The organism is Chloroflexaceae bacterium, assembly GCA_025057155.1.
In the GTDB taxonomy this organism is placed as follows: domain Bacteria; phylum Chloroflexota; class Chloroflexia; order Chloroflexales; family Chloroflexaceae; genus JACAEO01.
This window is the reverse complement of record JANWYD010000004.1, coordinates 165694-181599: the sequence shown is the minus strand read 5'-3', so window position 1 is coordinate 181599 and position 15906 is coordinate 165694. Positions and strand designations below refer to the sequence as shown.

13 protein-coding genes are annotated in these 15906 nt (G+C 65.9%); 4 read left to right on the top strand and 9 right to left on the bottom strand.

Going from position 1 to position 15906, the window contains the following annotated elements:
- Positions 1-128: 128 nt before the first annotated feature.
- The 7 genes from murD to mraZ all read right to left on the bottom strand — a co-directional run bounded on the left by murD (position 129) and on the right by mraZ (position 8247).
- Positions 129-1601 carry a UDP-N-acetylmuramoyl-L-alanine--D-glutamate ligase gene (gene murD, locus NZU74_04700; GenBank protein ID MCS6880610.1) on the bottom strand — a complete coding sequence of 491 codons (1473 nt, stop codon included), beginning with the start codon at positions 1599-1601 and terminating at the stop codon, positions 129-131.
- Positions 1601-2698: a phospho-N-acetylmuramoyl-pentapeptide-transferase gene (mraY, locus tag NZU74_04695; protein ID MCS6880609.1), complete on the bottom strand. Its 1098-nt coding sequence runs from the start codon at positions 2696-2698 to the stop codon at positions 1601-1603. The genes murD and mraY overlap by 1 nt, the downstream gene beginning before the upstream one ends.
- A 1-nt stretch (position 2699) precedes the next feature.
- Complete coding sequence (locus tag NZU74_04690; GenBank protein ID MCS6880608.1) at positions 2700-4223, bottom strand: UDP-N-acetylmuramoyl-tripeptide--D-alanyl-D-alanine ligase; 1524 nt, start codon at positions 4221-4223, stop codon at positions 2700-2702.
- A gap of 78 nt (positions 4224-4301) precedes the next feature.
- On the bottom strand, positions 4302-6113 hold the full coding sequence (locus NZU74_04685; protein ID MCS6880607.1) for a penicillin-binding protein 2: 1812 nt from the start codon (positions 6111-6113) through the stop codon (positions 4302-4304).
- An 80-nt stretch (positions 6114-6193) separates the two neighbouring features.
- The gene (locus NZU74_04680; protein MCS6880606.1) at positions 6194-6583 is read right to left on the bottom strand and encodes a hypothetical protein; all 390 of its coding nucleotides are present in this window, start codon (positions 6581-6583) and stop codon (positions 6194-6196) included.
- A gap of 36 nt (positions 6584-6619) precedes the next feature.
- Positions 6620-7675 carry a 16S rRNA (cytosine(1402)-N(4))-methyltransferase RsmH gene (gene rsmH, locus NZU74_04675; GenBank protein MCS6880605.1) on the bottom strand — a complete coding sequence of 352 codons (1056 nt, stop codon included), beginning with the start codon at positions 7673-7675 and terminating at the stop codon, positions 6620-6622.
- Positions 7676-7815: 140 nt separating this feature from the next.
- A complete protein-coding gene (mraZ, locus tag NZU74_04670; protein ID MCS6880604.1) occupies positions 7816-8247 on the bottom strand; it encodes a division/cell wall cluster transcriptional repressor MraZ in 432 nt (143 codons plus the stop codon).
- A gap of 568 nt (positions 8248-8815) precedes the next feature.
- Between mraZ and NZU74_04665 the strand changes: the two genes are divergently transcribed.
- The 4 genes from NZU74_04665 to NZU74_04650 all read left to right on the top strand — a co-directional run bounded on the left by NZU74_04665 (position 8816) and on the right by NZU74_04650 (position 13181).
- Complete coding sequence (locus NZU74_04665; protein MCS6880603.1) at positions 8816-9484, top strand: response regulator transcription factor; 669 nt, start codon at positions 8816-8818, stop codon at positions 9482-9484.
- Between the two features lie 365 nt (positions 9485-9849).
- Positions 9850-10734, top strand: coding sequence for a zinc metalloprotease HtpX (gene htpX / locus NZU74_04660; GenBank protein ID MCS6880602.1), 885 nt, complete (start codon positions 9850-9852; stop codon positions 10732-10734).
- 553 nt (positions 10735-11287) lie between these two features.
- Positions 11288-12751 carry a family 10 glycosylhydrolase gene (locus tag NZU74_04655; GenBank protein MCS6880601.1) on the top strand — a complete coding sequence of 488 codons (1464 nt, stop codon included), beginning with the start codon at positions 11288-11290 and terminating at the stop codon, positions 12749-12751.
- A gap of 103 nt (positions 12752-12854) precedes the next feature.
- Complete coding sequence (locus tag NZU74_04650) at positions 12855-13181, top strand: hypothetical protein (protein ID MCS6880600.1); 327 nt, start codon at positions 12855-12857, stop codon at positions 13179-13181.
- Between the two features lie 47 nt (positions 13182-13228).
- On the opposite strand, the gene NZU74_04645 is transcribed toward NZU74_04650, so the two are convergent.
- Positions 13229-14344: a hypothetical protein gene (locus NZU74_04645; GenBank protein MCS6880599.1), complete on the bottom strand. Its 1116-nt coding sequence runs from the start codon at positions 14342-14344 to the stop codon at positions 13229-13231.
- Positions 14345-14498: 154 nt separating this feature from the next.
- Positions 14499-15503: a S1 family peptidase gene (locus tag NZU74_04640; protein ID MCS6880598.1), complete on the bottom strand. Its 1005-nt coding sequence runs from the start codon at positions 15501-15503 to the stop codon at positions 14499-14501.
- Positions 15504-15906 lie beyond the last annotated feature (403 nt).

Genomic DNA, 15906 nt, shown 5'->3' with positions numbered 1-15906 from the left:
TCGTTCGGCCTCTTCACCGGCCCTCTCCCGCTGGTGGAAGGGGCAGGCCCAACGGGGGAAGGCAGGAGAGAGGGGCTGGCCGGAACCTCGTGTTACGCAAGACCGCGCAGCGACCCCGGATCGCAGCTTTACAACTCGCCCACCAGACGCCGAAATTCCTCGCCGCGATGGAACTCATTGCGGAACATGCCGAAACTGGCGCAGCCGGGCGAGAGGAGCACCGTATCGCCGGGCGCGGCGAGGCTGCGGGCCGTCTGGATCGCCGTCGCGAAGTCGTCATACGGCCCGGCGATAAGCGGCGGGTCGGAGGCTGCGGCGCGCACGGCCTCGAGCAGGCGCGGCGTGGCGCTGCCCTCCAGCAGAACCAGGGCCCTGACCCGCCGGGCAATCGCCGCGCCCAGGGCGGCGAACTCAAGTTGCTTATCGGCGCCCCCGGCGATCAACACCACCGGCGGGGCGATGGTCTCCAGCGCGGCGAGGGCGGCAGCGGGATTGGTGGCGGTCGTGTCGTTGACGTAGCGCACCCCGTCGAGTTCGCGCACCAGTTCCAGACGATGCTCGACGCCGCCGAAGCCGCGCAGGGCGGCGCGAAGGGAAGCGGCGGCGACCCCGAAGGCCCGCGCCAGGGCGGCGGCCATCATCGCGTTGGCTAGATTGTGCGCTCCGGGCAGTCGCACCTCGTCGCGGGCGAAGAGCGCTTCACCTCCCGGCGGCGAGGGCGGGCCAAAGGCGCCGTCCGGGTCGTCCCAGATCACCTGATCATCACGCAACACCACGGTCGCCGCGGGACGTCGCGACGAGCGGGGGTAGCGGCAGGCGGCCCCTGACCAGGCCGGGCCGGCGCAGACCTGGATCAGCCGGCCGCCCGGGTCGGGAGGCGGAAAATACTCGACCGACGCATCATCAGCGCCATTGAGCGCCACGACCCCATCGGCGGTCTGATGCCAGTAGATCTGGCGCTTGGCAGCGGCATAGGCCTCCATCGAGCCGTGCCAGTTCAGGTGGTCGGGCGAGAGATTGGTGACCAGCGCATAGGGCGGACTGAGGCCGGCGGCGCCGAGGCGCTCAAGCTGAAAGCTCGACAGTTCCAGCACTACGGGCGTGGCAGGGCCGATGTTATCGAGGGCCGCCAGGGCCGAGACGCGCATGTTCCCCGCCGCCACCGTATCGGGAAAGTCTTCGCGCAGCATCGCGGCGAGAAGCAGAGCCGTGGTGGTCTTGCCCTTGGTGCCCGTAACGCCGAGAATGGGGCCGCGACAGGCGCGAAAGAAGAGGGTCATCTCCGTCTCGACCGGCGTCCCGGCGGCGCGAGCCAGGGCCAGCCAGGGCGAGTCGGGACGAACGGCAGGATTGGCGACGATCAGATCGTGGGAAGTGAAATCCTCGGCGCGGTGTTCGCCAAGGGCATAAGTTACGCTGGCCCCGATCCGGGCGGCGGCGGCGTTCAGGAGGGCCAGGGGCGCGGCCAGCGCTTCGGGGGAGGCCAGGTCGGTAACGGTGATCGCCGCCCCCTGACGCAACAACCACTGTGCGACCCCCAGACCGCCGCCGTGGACCCCCAGGCCCATCACCAGCACGCGCTTGCCGCGAAGGTCTATCATTACGGGTTGGTCTCAACCACGAGGGTGGTTGGATTCTGTTCGGCCTGTTTTGGCGCCGGCGGAGCAAAGAGAATGGCCAGCGAGATGCCGATCATTGCCGCGACCGTGGCGATCAACACGAACCGCTGAGTCACCTGCACCTGGCTCCAGCCGAGCAACTCGAAGTGATGGTGCAGCGGCGCCATCTTGAAGATGCGGCGGCCCTGGCCATAACGCCACTTCGTCCATTTGAAGTAGCCGGTCTGGATGATCACCGACAGCGCCTCGATGACGAAGACGAAGCCGACTACCGGCAGCAGGAGCCACTGCTGCGACTGCAGGGCGACCAGGGCGAGGGTTGCGCCGAGGGACAGCGCGCCGAGATCGCCCATGAAGACCTGCGCCGGGTGGGCGTTGTACCAGAGAAAGGCGGCGCAGGCCCCGACCAGGGTGAAACTAAAGGCCATCAGGTTAGTGAGGCGCGGCTCGGCCAGGAAGGTCATCACCCCATAGGCGCCGAAGGCCAGGGTCAGGTTCCAGCCGGCGAGGCTATCGAGGCCATCGGTGAGGTTTACCGCATTGGCGATGAAGACGATAATCAGCGTAGCGATGGGGATGAAGAACACCCCGATATCGCGCTCGCCAACGAAGGGGATCTGCAAGCGCCCTTCGTGTCCAAGGCCGAACGGCGGCGGCAGGTAGAGAGCCAGCGAGGCGATGAAGGCCACCGCCATCATCAGCCAGAACTTATAACGAACAGTAAAGCCATAGGTTCTGGAGCGCGAGCCGGTCAGGGTCATCCAGTCATCCACCCCGCCGAGCACGGCGAAGCTCACCAGCACAGCCAGGGGCAGCAGCATTGACCAGCGATCCACCAGATTGAACAGCACGGTGAGTATCACGACCGTGCTGACGATCATGATGCCGCCCATTGTCGGGGTGCCCGTTTTAGCCAGGTGGCTCTGGGGGCCGTCGGCGCGGATCTGTTTGCCGAGTTTATGCCGGCGGGCAAACGGCACGTACCACGCGCCGACGATCAGGGTCAGCGCGAACGCGGCTGCGGCAAGCAGCAGCGCGCGGGCCATATCCTGCACCAGCACCGCACGTAGGACGTCCACCTCACTCCTCCTCCAGTCGCCGTTGTAAAGCTGCGACGATGCGTTCCATCTCCATGGCCCGCGAGCCTTTGACCAGCACGCGAACGCCGGGGGCCAGCAGCGGGCGTGCAGCGGCGACTACTTCTTCGTGACGGCTGCAGACCAGCACCCGTTCGGGAGGCATGCCAGACTTCAGGGCCTCATCGGCGATCCAGCGCCCTCGCTGCCCAAGGGTGATCAGGCGCTCGGCGACGCTGGCGACCCGGCGCCCGACGCGGCGGTGCCCCTCTTCTTCGACGGCGCCAAGTTCCAGCATATCGCCGAGGATGGCAATGCGGGGACCATCGAGGTCGGCCAGCACATCGAGGGCCGCGAGGGTCGAGAGTGGCGCGGCATTGTAGGTGTCGTCAATCAGGGTCGCGCCGGCGGGGGTTGTCATCACGTTGACGCGCGAGTCGGCTTGCCGGTCACAGAGACCCTCGATAATCTCGTGCCAGCTCAGACCGAGCACCAGGCCAGCGCTCGCCGCGGCCAGGGCGGTGTACACATGATGTTTGCCGATCATGGGCAAACGGAGCGGCACGCTGGCGCCGGCGTGATGGGCGACAAAGGCGATGCCCTCCAGGCCGAAGCTGGCGATCGCCTCGGCGCGCAGGTCGGCATCGGGAGAGCAGCCATAGGTAAAGACGCGGGCCGGCGTAGCCGCGGCCATGGCCCGCACGCGCGGATCATCGGCGTTGAGAATAGCCCAGCCCTCGGCGGGCAGACTCTCGGGCAACTCGCTCTTGGCCCAGCCGATGGCCTCGAGGCTGCCGAGGCGCTCCAGATGCGACGGGCCGACATTGGTGACGATCCCGACCTGGGGCCGGGCGAGGGCCGCCAGGAAGCGGATCTCGCCCGGCGCCCACATCCCCATCTCCAGCACGGCGACATCGTGGTCGGGCGTTAACCGGAGCAGGGTGGTCGGAAGGGTGGCCTCGCTATTAAAACTGCGTTTACTTTTTAAGGTTCGGAAGCGGCGGCTCAACACAGCCGCCACGACCTCCTTGGTGGAGGTCTTGCCCACGCTTCCGGTGATACCAACAACGGTAGGCGTGAGCTTTCGGCGATGGTAGACGGCCAGGCGCTGAACAGCCATCAGCGGGTCGTCTACGGCGATGAGCAGGCACGCATCGGGCGGCGCCTCGGCCAGGCCATCGGCGGTGGCAGGTTCGACGATGACCCAGGGGCGGGCGACCCCGTCAAGGGTCGCGCGTCGAGCCTCGACCGCGGCGCGGGTGACCAGGGCCCCCCGCGCGCCGCGCGCCAGCACATCGGGCAGAAAATTGTGTCCATCGGTGCGTTCGCCCGCCAGGGCGAGGAAGAGCGTTCCCGGCTCCACTTCCCGCGAGTCGGTCACCGCCTCGCCGAAGCTCACCGTTTGCCAGAAGGCCGGGAGCGACGGCGTCGCGCGCGACCAGCGCGGCTGCACCCCGATCAAGACATCAATCAACGGCAGCACCTTGCCCTCCAGTCCCGGCAGAAACCAGGGAAAAACCGAGGGCAATTATAGTCCATGTTCTCCTTCCCCATTCGCCGCGGCGCAGCCGCGCCTAATGAGAAGAAGCTGATAAACCGGCGCCCGCTAGGATTGCCCCGGACTGACCAGGGCCGGATCGGGCGGGAGGCGTTCGTAACGCAGCAATTCGTCCATCACCTTATAGAAGACGGGGATGGCCGTGCCGACGCCCCAGATGTCATCTTTGGGCCGATCAATCTTCACCAGTACGGCGAAGTGGGCATTATCGAGCGGACCGAAGCCCAGCACCGAGCCGATGGTGTAGTTGGGGTCGTAGCCCCCACCCTCGATAGGAATGCTGGAGGTGCCCGTCTTCGCGCCCACCTGATAGCCGGGCACGAGCCAGGCATCGGCATAACTGCCGGTGATCGGCGCCCAGACCACGGGCGCGTAATGGTTGGCCGAGTGCACCAGCATCCGCCGCACCGTCCAGGCCACGCCTGGCTCTACCGGCCGTCCCGCCTCCACCGGCTCGGTGTCGGTGCAGACGGGGCCATCGCAGCGGCGTTCAACCACATAGGGCCGCATCATCACGCCATCATTGGCGATGGCCGCCATGGCCTGCACCATCTGCAATGGAGTGACGGAGATGCCCTGGCCGTAGGCGTTGGTCAGGAAGTTCAGGTCGTTGTAGGTCGGGCTGCCCCAGCTATTGATGATCCCCTGCTCCTCGCCGCCGAGCTCAACCCCGGTGGGGCGCCCGAAGCCGAAATCGCGCAGGAGCGCGTAAAACTTCTCAGGACCGATCAGTTCGTTCAATTGCAGCGCGCCGACGTTGCTGGAGAAGTACAGCACCCCTTCGGGCGTGAGCGGGCCATTGGCGCCGCTGTTCCAGTTGCTGAGCGAGTAGCCGTAGCGGTAGATCACGCCGGTGTCGTTCACGGTGGTATCGGCGGTAAAGGCCCGCGCCTGCAACCCGGCGGCCACGGTGACGATCTTGAAGGTGCTGCCTGGTTCATAGAGATTGTTGACCGCCGGATTGCGTCCGTAGATCTCCGGCGGGTAGTCGCCGTAGCGGTTCGGGTCAAAGATGGGCCAGCTCGCCATGCCGCGAATGGCGCCGGTGCGCGGGTCCATGACGATAATCGAGCCGCCGTCGGCGTCATGCTCCTCAACCGCCTTCTTCAACTCACGCTCGATCATGTACTGGATAAAGGGATCGAGGGTGGTCTGGATGTTGATCCCGTGGCGGGGCGGCACGGTGCGCGAGGGGGCGATGGCGATAGGATTGCGGGCGCCGTCGAATTCGGCCTCCAGGGTGCCGGTAATGCCTTTAAGCTGCGAGTTGTAGAAGGCCTCGATCCCGCTGATGCCATCGCCGTTGAAGTTCACCGCACCGACCACGTGGGCGGCGAGGGTTCCCTGCGGATAGACCCGCCGCGGCTCATACTCCAGCCGCAGGCCCGGTTCGTTGAGCGTCTCGATCTGGGCGGCCACCTCGGGTTCGAGCCAGCGGGCCACCGGCAGCCAGTAGCGATCGGTGGCAGTAAGGGCAGCCAGGATCTCTTCGACCGGCTTGCCGACGAGGGTGGAAAGGGTCAGGGCGAGACGGGGCGCCCGTTCCTGGTTCACCTGCGACGGCACCACCCAGAGGCTCTCGCGATCAACATCTATCGCCAGCACGTTCCCCTGGCGATCGGTAATCGTGCCCCGGGTCGGCATCAGGGTGATCTGCCGGGCAATTTCGCGATTGGCCAGGTCGCGCAACTCGGCGTGGCGCAACACCTGCAACTCGCCAAGGCGCAGCACGATGCGGGCCATCAACACCAGGCACAGGAAGAGCAGCAGATTGATGCGCCAGCGCGAGAGGCGCACCCACGGTCTGCCAGCGGCGACCGCAGCGGACTGGTTGAAACGCGATGTGCTCTGGACGCTCATGAACCTTTTACCCAGACGTTGCCGGAGTCACAGGATCCGGGCTTGCAGCAGGGCAACCCGGAGGGTCGCCCTACATCCTGTCAATCGGAACCAGTATCAGGCGCAACGGGCGTGCTCTCCGCCACGGCGGGCAATTCGATGTAGCGGATCTGCCTGTCCTGCACCGGCATCATGCCGATCTGCTCGGCGCGGCGGCGGATGCGTTCGAGCGACTGCGCGCGGGCCTGCCGCTCCTGCAGCCGGGTGCGTTCGCGCAGCAGGCTGACTTTCTGCGCCTCAAGGGTGCTGATGGCGTACCCGCGGGTGGCGACCACGCCGGTCTGCACCAGCACGATCAGGCTCATCAGGCACAGGAGGATCACCATGCCAAGCAGGTAGCGCGCGCCATCAAGGCGCAGGTAGCGAGGCAGGGCCAGGCGCCGTGCACGGGCGCTTTCAATGGATGAGAGACGACGCGTGTTGACGGCCATCTGCGAGCTCCTGTTCCTGTACGCTAGCGCGGGCGCTCACGCGCGCCGTTCGGCGACCCGCAGGCGAGCGCTGCGGGCGCGAGGGTTGGCGGCCACCTCGGACGGCGCCGCTTCGATGGGCTTACGGGTAATGATTGTCAGGCGGGGCGGGCGCTCGCCAGCGCTGCCGCCATAGCCTGACTCGGCGCGGAAGAACTGCTTGACGATGCGATCTTCAAGTGAATGGAAGCTGATCACCGCCAGGCGGCCGCCGGGGCGCAACAACTCCACGGCCTGAGGCAGCGCCGCCTCGAGTTGCTCGAGTTCGCGGTTCACCGCGATCCGCAGCGCCTGAAAGGTGCGCGTGGCCGGGTGAATCCGCTCGCGCCCGCCCCGTCCGACCGCGCGGAGCACCAGGCTGGCCAGGTCGGCGGTGGTCGTGATGGGCGCCTGGCGTCGCCGTTCGACGATCAGGCGGGCGATGCGGCGCGAGGCGCGCTCTTCGCCGTAGCGATAGATCAGATCGGCCAGTTCACGCTCATCGAGCCGGTTGACCAGATCGGCGGCGGTCGGGCCGCCGGTGGGGTCCATGCGCATATCGAGGGGCCCCTCGGCGGAGAAACTGAAGCCGCGTTCGGGAGTGTCGAGCTGGTATGACGAGACGCCCAGGTCGAGCAGAACGGCATCAACCGGCGCGAAGCCGTAGGCCGTCGCAATGGATTGAAGATCAACAAAGCGGCCGTGATGCAGCACAAAGCTGCCCGGAGGCAGACCGGCGGCGTCAAGGCGAGCGCGGGCCGCAGCGAGGGCCGCCGGATCAGCGTCAATCCCCAGGAGCCGGCCGCCGGGCTGGGCCGCGCGGAGCAGCGCCAGGGCGTGCCCGCCGCCGCCCACTGTCGCGTCAATCACCAGGGCCCCCGGCGCCGGGCGCAGCGCCTCAAGCACCGCCTCCAGCAGCACCGGAACGTGGTGGAAGGGGGCTGGCCGGGACTCGTCCAGCGCCCATCTGATGGCGCGACCGGCCGGCAGCCAGGGCGCGCGGGCGCGGGCCAGCCCCGGCGCCGGAAGGCGGCGGGGAGCGAACGTCAGTTGCCAGCTATTGCTCCTGAACATACGGCCCTTTCACGTCCAGTGCGTCGCCCGACCCTGCCAGAACCAGTTCCTGTCGAACGGCCCACAAGCCTCATCCCAAAGTTGCACCGGGACGCCATTAACGCCAATCCAAAATCCAAAATCCAAAATCCAAAATGGCATCAGATTCCCAGATTGGCCCATTGTTCGGCAATCGCCGCGCCATTGTCGGCCAGATTGGCCTGCACCTCGCGCCAGCGCTCGCTCGACCAGAGTTCAAAATAGGTGTTCATCCCGGTAATCACGACCTGTTCGGCCAGCCCGGCGTATTCGCGCAGGTTCTGGGGAATGAGGATGCGGCCCTGACGGTCAATCTCCACTTCGGCGGCGGAGCCGAAGAGGATGCGGCGCATGTTGCGCGCCTCGGCGCTGGAAATTGGCAGGCTGCTGATACGCTCCGAGAGTTGCTGCCAGATCGGGCGCGGAAACCCCTGCAAGCACACATCGAAGCCCCGCGTCAACACAAATCCCTCGCCCAGTTCCTCGCGGAAGCGGGCGGGAATGGCAACGCGGCCCTTCTCGTCAATGGTGTGCTCGAACTCGCCCAGGAACATTGACCCGGCCCCGGACGTTCGCATCACCATGGTGTGACACCCATACTGATGCAAACGTGTGTTCTATCCCCACTTTATCCCACTTTTCCCCACTGTGCCCCACATTATAACCCACTGGCCCCACCATTTCAAGCATTTTTCGGCAACAATTGCCCTTCAGATGTAAATGTCATCTTTATGTTAACTTTACACGGTAACGACAAGGGATCGTAATCTGTTATCAAAGTGCGGGTGAAGCTGTCAGAAGCGCTCTGCCTGCGTTGCCATCCCCGGATGCGCTGTCGGCCCCTGAACCGGGGGGGACAGAGACAGAGCGCCGCAAACGGTGACGAACCTGCACACCTTGCCCAACCATCCTTCAACTGGCGATCAGCGGCTGATGCGGCGCCGTTGCGCCCTCGCAAGGCGAGGAACGTCGAGGCCGGGAGGCCTTGCTCTCCCAAACCCTTCCGAAGGTGGTATCATGGCCTTGAAGACTCGGTTTTCGCGGTTCTCGCGAGGATACCGGCTGTGTCCTGCACCGCGCGATTGAGCGGGCGCCATTCCAGAGCGGGCCAGTGAGGAGCCTATGACCACGAGCAGCGAGCAGATCACCATTCTGATTGCCGATGACCACACCATGTTCCGCCAGGGACTGCGCGAGCTGCTGGAGCGCAAGGGCGGCTTCAAGGTGGTGGCCGAGGTGAGCGATGGTCTCGCCGCGGTGGCTCAGGCCCGCCAGCACCGGCCTGACATCGCCCTCCTCGACATCTCCATGCCCGGCATCACCGGCATCGAGGCGGCGCGGCAGATCGCCGCCATCAGTCCGCGCACCCGCACCGTGGTGCTGACGATGCACCGCGACGAGCGAACGGTGCTCGAGGCCCTGCGCGCCGGGGCCAACGCCTATCTGCTCAAAGACGCCGACTCGAGCGAACTGATCGAGGCCATTCAGGTGGTCCACCGCGGCGAGGCGACCCTGGCCGGCAGCGCCGCGGCTCGCGTGCTCGACCTGCTGCGGCGCGGCGATGCAACTCCGGTGGCCGCCGATCTGCTTACCCCCCGCGAGCGCGACATTCTGGCCCTGGTGGCGCAGGGCGATGATAATCGCGCCATCGCCCTCAAACTGAGCCTGTCCGAAAAGACGGTCGGCAATCGCCTGAGCGAGATCTTCCAGAAGCTCGGCGTGAGCAATCGCACCCAGGCGGCCATCGTCGCCGTGCAGCGCGGTCTGGTCCCCCCGCCGGACATGCTCTGAGGGGCCGGCAGCTCCTGTTTCCCCTTCCGCTCCTGACACTGGGGATAGCCCGAAGGGTTGTCCTCACGGGCCTGTCCGGGACAGGGACCAATGATGAGATTCTCCCCCTGGCACGTAGGGATCAGCGCTCTTTTGTTCATCCCAGGCATCAGGTATATCTACTACCAGACGCAGCGCGCCTTCTCGCCGTTGAGGAGGCTCGGAGGAGCTTCGCCCCTCCGCAATTCTCTCTTGCCGGTGTGGCGGAGCAATGGCGCGCGTCGCACCGGCAAGGGACAAGCAGAGAGGGTCTGCGCTTCTCCCGCTGAGACGAAGTCTCCTCTGGCAACGGACTGATAGTAGTGAGAATGCTCTGGAGCGATGCTATGCAAATCTGGAACACTTTCAAGACAACTATTCTGCTGGCCGGCCTGACGGCGCTGTTCATTGTCATCGGCGGCGCCCTGGGCGGGCAGGCGGGTATGATCATCGCCCTGGTGATCGCCGTGGCGATGAATATGGGCGCCTGGTGGTTCTCCGATAAACTGGCCCTGCGGATGAGCGGAGCCCGCGAAGTCAGCCCGGCCGAGGCGCCGGAACTGCACCAGATGGTCGAGGTGCTTTCACAGCGGGCGGGCATCCCCAAGCCGCGGGTCTACATCATTGAGAGCGAGACGCCCAACGCCTTTGCCACGGGCCGCAATCCCGCCAATGGCGCGGTCGCGGTAACCACCGGCATCGCGCGCCTGCTCACCCGCGATGAGCTGGCCGGGGTCATCGCCCACGAACTGGCCCATATCAAGCATCGCGACACGCTGATCTCCAGCATCGCCGCAACCATCGCAGGCGCTATCACGATGCTCGCCGATATGGCGATGTGGGGGATGATGTTCGCCGGCCTCACCGGGCAGAGTGATGAGGAAGAGGGCGGTGGCATCGCCGAGATGGTCGGTGGCATCCTGATGATGATCCTTGCGCCCATCGCCGCGGTGATCATTCAGATGGCCATCTCGCGCTCCCGCGAGTACCTGGCCGACGCTGGCGGCGCGCGCATCCTCGGTGATCCGCTCCCCCTGGCCAGCGCCCTGGAGAAGCTAGAGTGGGCCGCAGGGCGCCTGCCAATGGAGACCAGCCCTGCCACCTCGCACATGTACATCGTCAACCCCCTGGTGGGCGGGCTGGCCGGTCTGTTCCGCACCCACCCCGACACGGCGGAGCGGATCGCCCGGCTGCGCAGCATGGCCACTCGCACCCCCATGATGGCTGCCTGAAGTCCAGCGAGCAGAAAATCGAGCGGCGGGTCCGGGAGGGGCAATGCTCCTCCCGGACCCGCCGCTTTTGTCCTATGAACTACTCAGAGTCGCCCCGCATTCTGAACGCTGCTCCGGCGAATGGCGCCTGCGGAGCGTCGGGCGCCTTCGCCGGTCTAGATGGGCAGGAATTCGGGGGCGGAACCCGTGCGCCATTTCGGGCTTTTTACCTGGGAGCGCAGCGCCTTCCCAGACGCTCCCGCGCAGGGCTTGCTTGCGCCACAGTTGACAAGAACCCCGCGCCTATGCATAATGCCGCAACAAAAATCCGCCCGGAGGAGGCCCTATGCGCGCATCCCCCATCCGCCGTCTTCTCAGGTATAGGGTTTTCCGGCGCATCCTCGCGTCGCATACGCCATCCAGGGCATCGGGACGCCCAACTCCCCCCTCTCCCGCGCGCGAGAGAGGGTGGCGGGGGAGTGAGGGTCGTAAGCGCGCTGGAATGCCGAAAACCCCTTCTCGCTCGAAAAACCCTACACCTGAGAGCATCCGCCGTCGCCCTTATGTTGCGCTCGTGCTGACCACCTTCCTGTTCCTCGTGATGCTTCTTGCCCCATCCGCCTCCCGCCCGGCGGCGGCCCAGGCGCCGCTCGCGCAACTGCGCGCCTTCTGGGTGGATAACCTTAACCCTGGCTTCTACAACCACCCGCAGGTTGACGAACTGGTCGAGAACGTCGTGCGCGCCGGCGCCAACGTCATCTTCGTGCAGGCTCGCCGTCACGGCGACGCCTGGTACAACCGGGCCTTCGAGCCGCGGGGCGCCGACCCGCGCCTGGCGCCGGCCCACGAGTTCGATCCCCTGGAGTACCTGATTGAAAAGGCCCATTCGCGCGGCGTGCAGGTCCACGCCTGGCTGGTCATTTCGGTGACCTGTCGCCCGTCTGATCCGCTCTGGAACCACCCGCAGCACGTCTGCACCGCCCACGGCCCGGAAGCCAGGGGCGCCGAACGCTGGACCACGGCGACCTACAGCGGCATTCAGGTGGGAGACCTGGATTTTGGGCATCCCGAATCCATCACCTACCTGGAACGGCTGGTCCAGCACCTGCTGCGAGCATACCCGGCGCTGGACGGGATCCACTGGGACTACATTCGCTTCGCCGGCAAGGAGTACGGTTACAACCAGGTGAGTGTGGAGCGCTTCAATCAGGCCCAGGGCCGGCCTCTCGACAACCGCCCCACGCCTGACGATCCGGCCTGGTCGCAGTGGCGGCGCGACCGGGTGAGCGAACTGGCCCGGCGGTTGTACCTGCGCGCCAAGGCCGAAAACCCGGCCATTCAGGTCAGTGCGGCGACCATCGCCTGGGGGGGCCTGGGCAACAACGGCGAGTGGTGGCGCTCGGCGGCCTATGATCGCGTCTTCCAGGACTGGCCGGCCTGGCTCGAGGAGGGCATCCTCGACTTCGCCGTTCCGATGTACTACTTCGCCGAGGGGAACCCCCGGTCGCGCGACTGGTACGACGGCTGGTTGCGCTTCAGCCGCGAGCGGGCGGGGCGGCGGGCGATTGTGCCCGGCATCGGCGCGTGGCTCAACACGCCTGAGCAGAACGTGAGCCAGGTGCAGCGGGCGCTGGCCGCCGACGATCGGGGGCGCGGCACGGCGGGGGTGGCGTTCTTCTCCTACGCCAGGCCCTTCGCCGGTTCCAACGACACCGCGCGGCGAGCGTTTATGGACCAGTTGCGCGCGACCGTGTTCGCGCAGCCGGCCGTGGTCCCGGCCTGGCCGTGGATCGTCGCGCCCACCGGCGGCCATCTGCAAGGCATCGCTGTTATTGACGGGCAGATCGCCCCTGGCGCCAGGGTGACGCTCTTCCACAACGGCGCCTGGCTCCGGGACCTTACCGCGGCGGGCGACGGCTGGTTCGGAGCCGTCGAACTGCCGCCCGGTCTCTACAGCATTGCCTTCACTCATCCCGATGGGCGCCAGGCATGGCGTGAAGGGGTGGAGGTGCGGCCAGGGCTGGTTACCAGCCTGTAGGCATTCCTTATCATTTCGGATTGCGGATAAGCCGCCTTTACGCGAAGGCGACGGACAGTAAGGAGTTTTCAAGAGGACCATGGTCACGCACGAACACCACGTCATGCAGCGAGCAGGAATGAATGCGACGGGCGCGGAAGAGTGGGTGTGCCCCGATTGCGGCCACCGGCTGGAGATTCAGCTTCGACCGGTCTGGCGCATCCAGGTGCTGACGCCGGGGAACACTCGGGCTACTCACTGCGGCGGTCTCGCCGGGACGGCGATGGCGCCATCCCCGGTCGCAGACAAGCTGCACCCCTTCGCGGCAAGCGAAAACCAGGGATCCGGCGGCGCCAGCCCGGACGATGATCGGGGACACGACTGGCTCCGCCCCTGGCTCAAGGCGCTCAAGGCGCTTGAAGACGAAGGCCTCGACCTGACCGGTTTTTAACTGCGGCGCCCGGCAGCGGGGAGATGGAGCAACCAGGTCGCCCCTGCTTACGGCAACACCCGCAACCGCGGCCCTGCCACCGCGGTCGGGGCGGTCATATCGGCCAGCATGGCTACCAGAAGCGTGTGATAGCGCCCCACCGGCGGCAATTCAAAGGTCAGTTCCAGCGGCACGGCCTCGACCGTGGGATCCAGATGTCCGCGCGCGCTCTGGAGCAGGGTTGTCGCTCCGGTTTCGAGATTGGAGGCAACCACGAACACGATGTAGGATGCCGGCGCGCCTGGCCCTCCGCCAGGCGCGGTTACATGGAGGGTCGAACGGGCGCATAGCCGGGTCACGCCAGCCGGCGACGGGTCAGGCAGGCGCTCCAGAGCGAGTTCGTCGAGGAACAATTCATACAGCCCGCCACGCGCCAGTTCGTGCTGCGGGGCCGGCGCCTGGGCGAAGAAGCGCACCAACCGCCCTTCTCCAGGCAGGGGTTCCGAACCGAGCGGCTCGCCCTCGCGGATAATGCGCTGGTCGAGTATGTCGCCAGTAGCGTCGAGATGCACTTCGATCACCACATTCGCGGCTGTCTCTTCCGGAGATTCGGTCAAGCCGGTTGGCGAAACGTGCGCGGCGCCGCTCTCTGCCAGCATTCTAGCCTGTTCGATCCAGCCGCGTTTCGCAATCGACTCCGCCGGTCGCTTAAGCAATTCGCCCAGCTCTTCGGGCGTACTGGCCGCCAGTCGGGCAAAAGTGCCAATTCCGGCCTTGCGCAGTCGCTGCGCCGTCGTGGCGGTGATACCGTTGATGCGGGTCAGATCGTCAACCGGCGTCTCCGGCGCTACGGCTCCAGCCGCATCGCCTGGAGCCGACGCCCCGGTGAGGGTCGCCTCGGAAACCTCAGCCGGCGGACGGCCAGCCTCGGAGGTTTCACTCAGTCCAACCATCTGGATCATCCATTCCAGCAATTCCTGGCCAGGCAGACCTGACCAGACCATCGAGATGCCACGCTCTTCCTGATCGGCCCGCGTCTCCCAGACGAGAGCCTCTCCCTCCACGGTTGCCGAGTGAATGGTGACGTGGAACGCTGCCCGTTCGCGCCAGACTGTCGGCGGACTGTGGCCTTCTGATGGATCCGGCCCGCTCCGGGCCGGGGGCGTTTCCTCAGATTCGCTCATTGCTCGCTCCTGTTCGCATATGAGAGGCTCATCTGCGCATCCGACAAGCGCCAGTACACGAATGGTCGGCGAGGAGGATTTCTGGGATGGCGAAGCCATCCCAGACCCTGCCGTTCGCGACGGCGGGTTTTGCCATATTTCGCAGGCGCGCGGCTCACGCCAGGTCCACCGCCAGCGCGTCGAGGACCGCCTGCATATCCATGCCCTGACCGCGGGTGCCATCGCGCAGACCGGCGTAGTGCACGGCAACGGCCCGCTGCGTGGCGGCGTCGAGCCACCACGATCCCGAGTCGCCCGGCATACTGACCAGAGCCGTACTGCGATCAAGGGGGTAGCGGCTGATGGTGACCACGCGCTGGATAAGCCGCAACCAGTTGCCCTGGTAGGTCATCTTGCCGTACCCTTCAATGCCGGTGACCACGCCAGAGGTTCTGCCGCTGGTCAAGCCGGATTTGACGACCTGCATCCCCAACTGCGGCCTGGTCACTCCGGCGACCGTGCCGATCTCGAGCTGGAAGTTTTCCCATCGCTCGGAGCGGGGGTCAATCAGCTCAGCCACGGCCACATCCAGGGAGAAAGAGCCGGTCACGGGGGCCGAGAGCCGCTCGCGCGCCGCGCGAGCAACGATGGCCGTCTGGGGTTTGCCCGAACGCAAGATTGGCTGGTAGATCGGCTGGCCAGTACGGGCGTTCCGGGTGGCGTAGAGCACGTGCCAGTTGCTCAGGATCATCGGGGCGCCTGTCTGGCGATCGCGAACGATCCCGCCGAGGGTGCCATGAATATCGGCGAAGGCCGAAATGCCCAGCCCGCCGCAGAGCCGCGCGCGGGGCGCTGTGCGCGCACCGGACGGAACCTCCGCCAGGAGGGGCACACTGTACTCGGCTTCGATCACGTCGGTTTCGAACTGCCCGATGCGCCGGGGCAACACTTTGAGCTTCAGGGCCTCAAGTTCATCCAGGGTGTATTTTTTGGTCACATGAAAGCGCAGGCTCACGCTCTCAGTGTCCCAGAAGCGCCGCCGCGTAACCGGATCGGTACGCCGGGGGAACCCGAAGTCAATCAGATTGATACTGTACTCAGGGCTAAGTAGATACTCCTGAACCATGCCCTGCAAGCTGAGACGGGCCTGTTCGATCTGGCGCGGGTCAACGCTTATCATAGGGAGGAGCTTTCTTCAGGCAGGGGGTGCGAGGAGTCTCACAGGTGTAAGGTTTTTTTGAATGAAAAGGGCGTTTTTCGTATTCCTACCCGCTAACGACCCTCACCCCCTTGGGCCCCCTCTCCCGCGCACGGGTTTAGGGGCGGACAGAACGCATGAGCGTAGATGTGTTTCATGGCGCCGGGATGCGCCGTTTCACCCTTTCCTCCTGCCCCTCTCCCGCGTGCGGGAGAGGGGAGGCCAGAGCCGTGCTCGGGGCCGTCCGAATGCGGGAGCGGCAGTGTTCGCTCGGGTGTTCCGTCCGCCCTTAAACGCGCGCTGGAGAGGGGAGCCCGGGCGTTCCAATGCCCCATACGGGCAATGTGCTGTACGGGCTTGCCATAAACCTCTACCCGTATGATGC